Origin of the sequence: Klebsiella sp. 4_1_44FAA, from assembly GCF_000238715.1 — a bacterium.
GTDB classification, from domain to species: domain Bacteria; phylum Pseudomonadota; class Gammaproteobacteria; order Enterobacterales; family Enterobacteriaceae; genus Klebsiella; species Klebsiella pneumoniae.
The window spans coordinates 1,084,740-1,091,253 of the sequence record NZ_JH414799.1 but is presented as its reverse complement, the minus strand read 5'-3'; the positions used below and the strand labels follow the sequence as shown (position 1 = coordinate 1,091,253).

Below are 6,514 nucleotides of genomic sequence, written 5' to 3'. Positions count from 1 at the left end.
TGGCTGGCCTGTCAACACCCCTGTCAACGCTTCACCCCATACCTCGCGGTATGCAACGCATGACTCGGGGACCTTGTGGATTGCTGGTCCTTCAATGGTCGGGGACTTTCACCCCTTGATCTCTACCGGTCTCCCGGCGCACACTGAATATATATACAGTAGTTTTGCCAATTTTACCGGTCAATATCGGCTCCAGCTATCAATCGCCAGCACTGAAATAACTCCTTGATGTCAATAGGGGTCTTCTTCAGCGCCAGCGAACCGTTTGCTGCTTTTGCGCGCAGCCCGCCCGCCGCGCGAGGTGGTAGATGCGCAGCGCCGCGGCATTCGCTTGACACTGTACATTAATACAGTAAAACTATCGCCCGCGATCAGCATACAGAGGACAGAAGATGTTTGTGGAACTGATTTATGACAAGCGCAATTTTGCCGGGCTGCCGGGCGCCAGAGAGGCCATTCTTAACGAGCTGACCAAACGCATGCAGCGCATTTTCCCGGAGGCGGAAGTGCGGGTGAAGCCGATGATGACGCTGCCGGCGATCAACACCGACGCCAGCAAGCATGAAAAAGAGCTGATCAGCCGCACGGTGCAGGAGATGTTTGAAGAGGCGGATATGTGGCTCACTGAAGAGTGATCCCGCCCGTCAGTCGCGGCGACCACCTCTTTAAGAGCTTTCCCGGATGTGGCAGAGCCGCGGGCAACAGTACAATAGCGGCGGTTGCAGACTGGCAATGCAACCTTCGCTCACCTGCTGGCTCTTGCATACGGCCAGCAGGTGAGCCCTACCTGTCTCCCCTCATCGCCTCACAGCGTCTCCGGTAGCGCCGCTATAATTCTATCCACTAGCCCGCGATGCTGATGGACCTTCCCGCATTTAACAATGATCTGCCTGGCGTTGTCATAGCCCGGGGCCCACAGCCGGTTATTAAGCAGAACGTCCTTATAGACCGCGATCAGCGGTTTGTTCCACGCCGCCGCCATGTGCACCACCGAGGTGTCCGGGGAGATAATCAGCTCCGCCTGGGCGATCAGCGCCATCGCATAGTGTAACGTGTTAAATGGGTTAATCACCACCTCCGGCGGCAGCGGGATGCGGATCTCGCGCCGGTGATCGAGCAGAATAACCGCGCTCCCCGGGTGGCGGGCCAGCAGTTTGTCGAGCAGTTCCGCCAGCTGCGTCTGCGAGAGACTGCGGTCGGCATGGCCGGCAAAAATATTAATCACCACCGCTTTTCCGCTTAGCGACGCCAGATACTGCGCCACCTCCTGCATAATCGGCCCGGGCACCGCCAGGTCGTAAGCGTCCAGCCCGCGGGTGTCCAGTTGGAGATAATCGGCGATCAGCTCGAACGTTTTCGTCACGTGCCAGCGCTGGCAGTCAAAATCAAAAGAGTGGGAGTAGTGCTTAATCGATGGCCATTTATTAAACCCGAGCACTGATTTGGCTTTTATTTGTCGGAAAAGCCGCAGGCGATGCACGGGAATATCGAACAGCGAAGGATCAATAATAATATCGTACTTATTATTAGCCAGTTCATTAATAACGTCGCGAGGAACGTTATGATTAAATTTACGCAAAAAATCGGCGGACGTGATCGGGTCAGCTTCATAAATATGGCGGATCCGCGGGTTATAACGCATCACCTGACTGTTAGAGGTCGTCAGCAAAAAATCAACGATATAGCCTGACTGATGCAGGCATTTCACCAGCGCGGAATCCACCACTACATCGCCGACCGCCCCCTCATTGCGCATCAACAGGACGGTTTTCGCAGACGACAAATCTACCGGCTGACGGCGTCGGCGATCCCAGAGTGCTTTCGCCACCCCCACCCGCAGGGCATTACGTACTTTCTTAGTAAAGTAATTCCGCCGTCTGTTGAGCTCCCTTATTTTATTAAATTTCTTGCGTGGGGAACCCTGCATGGTTGCATCGTGCATCATCCTAACCTCATTACGGCAATTATTAATATTCTGTGTCGTCCGATAGAGACTGAGCGAAATAAAAAAAGTTCGATTGAAAATGAAAATCATTCTTTTTTTATTTACAAAACTCATCTGCGCCTGCGGGATTGCACCACAGCACTGTGAAGTAATAATGAGCGAATGGTGAATTTCCCGGCCCACCGTTGGCAGGCCGGCGCAACAGCGCTAAGCTGGCTGCTTTATGATGTCAGGAGGACGCTATGCTTGAAGCAGTAGAAGGTAATATCCACCAGCGGCTGTGCGCGCTGCTCGACGAGCACCGGGCCCGCTACCGGGTGATGGCGCACGAGGCGGTCGGTCAGTGCGAAGCCGTCTCGGCAATCCGCGGCACCGCGCTTGGCCAGGGCGCGAAAGCGTTAGTCTGTAAAGTGAAAGGAAACGGCGTCAACCAGCATGTGCTGGCGATCCTCGCCGCCGATCGGCAGGCCGATCTCGCCAGCCTGGCCCGGCATATCGGCGGCAGCAAAGCCTCGCTGGCCAGCCCGGCGGAGGTGGATGCCCTCACCGCCTGCGTGTTCGGCGCCATTCCCCCCTTCAGTTTCCATCCGGCGCTGCGGCTGGTGGCGGACCCGCTGCTGTTTGAACGCTTTCCACAAATCGCCTTTAACGCCGGGCGCCTGGACCGGTCGATCATTCTCGACACCGAAGACTATTTACATATCGCCCGACCAGAGATCGCGACCTTTCGCCGTCTTAGCTAACCGGGCATCCGCCCAGATTTCCGCCGCATGGCGTAAAAATCCTGTTTATTCACGCCACGATGCGTAGAGTAAGCGGGATATTTTTGGCATTCTTATTTTGGCAAGGACCTCTGTACATGTTTGATACCACCCTGTTGATCCTGCTGGGTCTGGCGGCGCTCGGCTTTATCAGTCATAACACCACCGTGGCGATCTCCATCCTCGTGCTGATTATCGTGCGCGTCACGCCGCTGAACGCCTTCTTTCCCTGGGTTGAGAAACAGGGACTGACCGTCGGGATCATTATTCTGACCATCGGCGTGATGGCGCCTATCGCCAGCGGCACGCTGCCGCCCTCGACGCTGATCCACTCCTTTATGAACTGGAAATCGCTGCTGGCGATTGCGGTCGGGGTGTTTGTTTCGTGGCTCGGCGGGCGCGGCGTCTCCCTGATGGGCTCCCAGCCGCATCTGGTGGCCGGGCTGCTGGTCGGTACAGTACTCGGCGTCGCCCTGTTTCGCGGCGTCCCGGTCGGGCCGCTGATTGCCGCCGGGATCATCTCATTGTTTATTGGGAAGTCGTAGCCAGGCTACCGTGATAGCGGCCCGGTGTCTGCCCGAGCCCTTTTTTAAACATGGTGATGAAGGCGGTGGTGGAATCGTAGCCCAGCGCCTGAGCCGTCTGCTGCACCGTCTGCCCGCGGATCAGCAGCTGCAGCGCGAGGATCAGCTGCAGCTGATGGCGCCAGCGGCGAAAGCTCAGCCCCGTTTCGCGCACTACCAGGCGGGCCAGATTCCGCTCGCTCATCGCAAACACCGCCGCCCACTGGCTCAGGGTCTGCCAGCGCGCCGGATCCTCAGCCATCATCGTCACCATTTGACGAATTTTCGGGTGGTTTGATACCGGCAGCTGCAGGTGCTCCTGCGGCTGGCGGGGCAGCTCATCAAACAGAACCTGCACCAGCCGGGCCGTGGCGGGGGCGGCCAGCGACTCTCCGCCGCGCTCCGCCAGAGTAAGGATCAGCTCTCGCACCAGCGGGGAAATCTTTAACGTACAGCAGCGATCCGGCATCGGCGCGGCGCCCGGCTCGATGAACAGGAAGCATACCTGGGCGCCGGGGGTAGCGCGGTTACTGTGGGACAGCTGCCCCGGAACCCACACCGCATACTGCGGCGGCACCATCCACATTGCGTTCTCCACCTCGCAGGTCAAGGCGCCGTGCAGGGCAAGGATCAGCTGCCCCTTACGGTGGGAATGCGCCGGAATAAACTGCTCCGCCTCCACTACCCGGATACGAAAGGCAATGGCCGATTCGTGGCCACTGTCCGGTTCATAGCCATCCAGCCCCAGTCCAATCATCATATTGTCCGATATTAGCGATAATCTGTCATTTTAGCTTGATTTAAACGAGGGACAAAGCCGCTATCGTAACCCCCTCGTTAGTTACCTTGAGAATGATATGTCTTCTGTGATCTCCTCTACCGGCCGCCGCCCCGCGCTGCTGATTGCCGGTATCCTGCTCATCGCCACCACCCTGCGCGTGGTCTTTACCGGCGCGGCGCCGCTGCTGGACGCGATTCGTAGCGACTATGGCCTGACCACCGCGCAGACCGGGCTGCTCACTACCCTGCCGCTGCTGGCCTTTGGCCTTGTCTCGCCGCTGGCGGCAGGGGTTGCCCGCCGGTTCGGCATGGAACGCAGCCTGCTGCTGGCGATGCTGCTGATCTGCGCCGGCATTACCCTGCGCTCCCTGCCCTCCGCTGCGCTGCTGTTTATCGGCACGGCGGTAATCGGCTGCGGCATTGCGCTGGGTAACGTGCTGCTGCCCGGGCTGATTAAACGGGATTTCTCGCAACATGTCGCGCGGATGACCGGCGCCTATTCCCTGACGATGGGCGGCGCGGCGGCGCTTGGTTCGGCGCTGGTGGTCCCCGTGGCGATGGCCGGATTCGGCTGGCGCGGGGCGCTGCTGCTGCTGATGGTCTTCCCGCTACTGGCGCTCCTCAGCTGGCTGCCGCAGTCCCGGCGCCGGGCGGAGACGCCATTGACCGGCTCAGGCGCTATGCATAACCGGGGGATCTGGCGGTCGGCGCTGGCCTGGCAGGTGACGCTGTTCCTCGGCATCAACTCGCTGGTCTATTACGTGATTATCGGCTGGCTGCCGTCGATTCTGCAGAGTATGGGCTATAGCGAAGCGCAGGCCGGCTCGCTGCATGGCCTGCTGCAGCTGGCGACCGCCGCGCCCGGCCTGGCGATACCGCTGATCCTGCATCGGCTGCGCGACCAGCGCGGGATCGCGGTGCTGGTCGCCCTGATGTGCGCCATCAGCGCCGCCGGGCTGTGGCTGTTGCTTGAGCTGGCGATCGGCTGGACGCTGCTGTTCGGCTTTGGCTCCGGAGCCACCATGATCCTCGGCCTGACGTTTATCGGCCTGCGCGCCAGCTCGGCGCATCAGGCCGCGGCGCTGTCAGGGATGGCGCAGAGCGTCGGCTATCTGCTGGCCGCCTGCGGGCCGCCGCTGATGGGCAGGATCCATGATGCCAATGGCGACTGGCATATTCCGCTGCTGGCGGTGGCGCTGATTTCGCTGGTGATGGCGGTCTGCGGCGCGCTCGCCGGACGTGACCGGGAAATTAACCCCTGAAGATGACCGGCAGCGCCCGCTGCCGGTGGAATTATTGTGCCGCGGCGCGGAGAAACGCCTGCACCAGCGGCGCGGGACGCCCGTCCAGCGCGTGACGCTCATGCTGGAACAAGGTGGCGACAAAAAACGGGTGCGTCACCAGCTCGACGGCGCGGATCTCACCCTCTTCATCCCAGCCGGTGACGCGCAGATCGCCCTGCTCCAGCTCCGCCGCAAACGCGCTGCTCACGCCGTACCGGCAGTGGTAGCCCTCTTCAATGCTCTCCCGGCCATAGGCGCGGGCAATCAGCGTATTCGCCCGCAGCTCGACGACGGCAGAGGTCTCCACCAGCGAGCAGCTGAGGGGAGCGATCACCTTCCGCCCTTCGCTGTCGGTTTCCGCATGTCCGGCGTCCTGCCAGCCGAGCACGTTGCGGGCGTATTCAATCACCGCGTGCTGAAAGCCGCCGCAGGTGCCGAGGAAAGGAATGCTGTTTTCCCGGGCATAGCGGATCGCGGTAAACGCGCCTTCCGGGTGACGATACGGGCTGCCGGGAACGACCCAGATGGCATCGTACTCCGCCAGCGCCTCGCCGGAGGCGATCGATGGGGTGGCGAGCCAGTCATATTTCACCGGCTGCTCCAGCACGGCGGCGGCATCGTCTATCGCCAGGGGAATGGCCTGATGGGCAACAATATCGGGGTGATAATCGCCGACAAGGGCGAGGCGTAAAGGAGTTTTCATAGCAGGTTCCTTATGTCTGGACGAGACGGACAGCACAAGGCACGTCAGAATAGCGATCCCGCCTGTGGAACACAATCCTTATTTTCACCCCACCGCCGTGGCCGACGGGTGAGGTATACTGGAAAAAGCGCGTAAGGGAGAGAGAATGAAAAATAAGCTTTTGGTCAGCGCCTGCCTGATGGGATTCCAGGTGCGGTATAACGGTAGCGAGAAGGCACAGCTGGCGGCGACGCTGTCCCGCTGGCAGCAGGCGGGGCGGCTGGTGATCCACTGCCCGGAGCTGGCGGCCGGTCTGCCTACGCCCCGACTGCCGGCGGAGATCCTCGGCGGCACCGGCGGCGATGTGCTTGCCGGACGGGCGCGGATCGTGGAAAGCGACGGCCGCGACGTCACCGGACATTATCAGCTGGCCGCCTGGCTGGCGCTCAGCGCCGCCCGGGAAGCGGGCTGTCAGGCAGCGTTACTCACCGACGGCAGCC

At 60.6% G+C, this 6,514-nt stretch carries 9 protein-coding genes; 6 read left to right on the top strand and 3 right to left on the bottom strand.

What is annotated here, in order from left to right:
- The first annotated feature begins 392 nt into the window (after positions 1–392).
- On the top strand, positions 393–635 hold the full coding sequence (locus HMPREF1024_RS15355; RefSeq protein ID WP_002901096.1) for a DinI family protein: 243 nt from the start codon (positions 393–395) through the stop codon (positions 633–635).
- Positions 636–805: 170 nt separating this feature from the next.
- On the opposite strand, the gene HMPREF1024_RS15360 is transcribed toward HMPREF1024_RS15355, so the two are convergent.
- On the bottom strand, positions 806–1,942 hold the full coding sequence (locus HMPREF1024_RS15360; RefSeq protein ID WP_074187209.1) for a glycosyltransferase family 9 protein: 1,137 nt from the start codon (positions 1,940–1,942) through the stop codon (positions 806–808).
- On the opposite strand from HMPREF1024_RS15360, the gene HMPREF1024_RS31280 reads away from it, so the two are divergent.
- The 3 genes from HMPREF1024_RS31280 to HMPREF1024_RS15370 all read left to right on the top strand — a co-directional run bounded on the left by HMPREF1024_RS31280 (position 1,937) and on the right by HMPREF1024_RS15370 (position 3,251).
- A complete protein-coding gene (locus HMPREF1024_RS31280) occupies positions 1,937–2,092 on the top strand; it encodes a hypothetical protein (protein WP_014343002.1) in 156 nt (51 codons plus the stop codon). The two genes, HMPREF1024_RS15360 and HMPREF1024_RS31280, sit on opposite strands and share 6 nt — an antisense overlap.
- 95 nt (positions 2,093–2,187) lie before the next feature.
- A complete protein-coding gene (locus HMPREF1024_RS15365; protein WP_004892876.1) occupies positions 2,188–2,688 on the top strand; it encodes a YbaK/prolyl-tRNA synthetase associated domain-containing protein in 501 nt (166 codons plus the stop codon).
- Between the two features lie 116 nt (positions 2,689–2,804).
- Complete coding sequence (locus tag HMPREF1024_RS15370) at positions 2,805–3,251, top strand: DUF441 domain-containing protein (RefSeq protein WP_002901080.1); 447 nt, start codon at positions 2,805–2,807, stop codon at positions 3,249–3,251.
- Here HMPREF1024_RS15370 and HMPREF1024_RS15375 read toward each other — a convergent pair.
- Positions 3,235–4,029 (bottom strand): helix-turn-helix domain-containing protein, encoded by a 795-nt coding sequence (locus HMPREF1024_RS15375; RefSeq protein ID WP_004224197.1) that lies wholly within the window; start codon positions 4,027–4,029, stop codon positions 3,235–3,237. The genes HMPREF1024_RS15370 and HMPREF1024_RS15375 overlap by 17 nt on opposite strands.
- A 106-nt stretch (positions 4,030–4,135) precedes the next feature.
- Here HMPREF1024_RS15375 and HMPREF1024_RS15380 point away from each other — a divergent pair, with 106 nt between their 5' ends.
- Positions 4,136–5,311 (top strand): CynX/NimT family MFS transporter, encoded by a 1,176-nt coding sequence (locus HMPREF1024_RS15380; RefSeq protein WP_074195911.1) that lies wholly within the window; start codon positions 4,136–4,138, stop codon positions 5,309–5,311.
- A 31-nt stretch (positions 5,312–5,342) separates the two neighbouring features.
- On the opposite strand, the gene HMPREF1024_RS15385 is transcribed toward HMPREF1024_RS15380, so the two are convergent.
- Entirely contained in the window at positions 5,343–6,035 is a 693-nt protein-coding gene (locus tag HMPREF1024_RS15385; protein ID WP_009308430.1) for a CTP synthase, read from the bottom strand.
- 145 nt (positions 6,036–6,180) lie between these two features.
- On the opposite strand from HMPREF1024_RS15385, the gene HMPREF1024_RS15390 reads away from it, so the two are divergent.
- Positions 6,181–6,514, top strand: a 334-nt coding sequence (locus HMPREF1024_RS15390; RefSeq protein ID WP_009308429.1) for a DUF523 domain-containing protein, incomplete at its 3' end; no start/stop codon positions are given.

Coding starts and splice junctions, on each gene's coding strand:
- HMPREF1024_RS15365 (WP_004892876.1), top strand. CDS start 2,188: ATGCTTGAAGCAGTAGAAGGTAATATCCACCAGCGGCTGTGCGCGCTG.
- HMPREF1024_RS15375 (WP_004224197.1), bottom strand. CDS start 4,029: ATGATGATTGGACTGGGGCTGGATGGCTATGAACCGGACAGTGGCCAC.
- HMPREF1024_RS15370 (WP_002901080.1), top strand. CDS start 2,805: ATGTTTGATACCACCCTGTTGATCCTGCTGGGTCTGGCGGCGCTCGGC.
- HMPREF1024_RS15385 (WP_009308430.1), bottom strand. CDS start 6,035: ATGAAAACTCCTTTACGCCTCGCCCTTGTCGGCGATTATCACCCCGAT.
- HMPREF1024_RS15355 (WP_002901096.1), top strand. CDS start 393: ATGTTTGTGGAACTGATTTATGACAAGCGCAATTTTGCCGGGCTGCCG.
- HMPREF1024_RS15360 (WP_074187209.1), bottom strand. CDS start 1,942: ATGCACGATGCAACCATGCAGGGTTCCCCACGCAAGAAATTTAATAAA.